At 47.7% G+C, this 530-nt stretch carries 2 tRNA genes; both read right to left on the bottom strand.

Annotated elements, in window-relative coordinates:
* Window positions 1–139: 139 nt before the first annotated feature.
* A tRNA-Ala gene (locus tag D5398_RS25340) sits at window positions 140–215 on the bottom strand.
* Window positions 216–348: 133 nt separating this feature from the next.
* Window positions 349–425: transfer RNA gene (locus D5398_RS25345), tRNA-Ile, on the bottom strand.
* Between the last annotated feature and the right edge of the window lie 105 nt (window positions 426–530).

Raw genomic sequence — 530 nt, forward strand, 5'->3', positions numbered from 1 at the left:
ACTCAGTACTTCTACGGAGAGTGATGTTCAGCTGTAAACTTTCAATTTTCAGCTTGTTCCAGATTGTTAAAGAGCAAAATACTTCGCAGCATACTGTTTCCAATACACTCTGAAGTATTATTTAGGGGCTGTACGGTAATGGTGGAGCTAAGCGGGATCGAACCGCTGACCTCCTGCGTGCAAGGCAGGCGCTCTCCCAGCTGAGCTATAGCCCCATACAGTCACTTACAGATACCTTAATTACTCATCGGTCAGATGAGTCAGCCAATTTCTTTCTCATCAAGGCGGAGTCATGCGAAGTTTGCTTGTGCAAACGAGACATGGCGACAACGAAGAGGAGGAAGGAATTGGTAGGCCTGAGTGGACTTGAACCACCGACCTCACCCTTATCAGGGGTGCGCTCTAACCACCTGAGCTACAAGCCTATTAAGGTATTTCTGCTCGTTACTTTCTATCAGACAATCTGTGTGGACACTGCACAATGCGTATCTTTAGGTAAGGAGGTGATCCAACCGCAGGTTCCCCTACGG

This window comes from Rahnella bruchi (assembly GCF_003614975.1).
In the GTDB taxonomy this organism is placed as follows: domain Bacteria; phylum Pseudomonadota; class Gammaproteobacteria; order Enterobacterales; family Enterobacteriaceae; genus Rahnella; species Rahnella bruchi.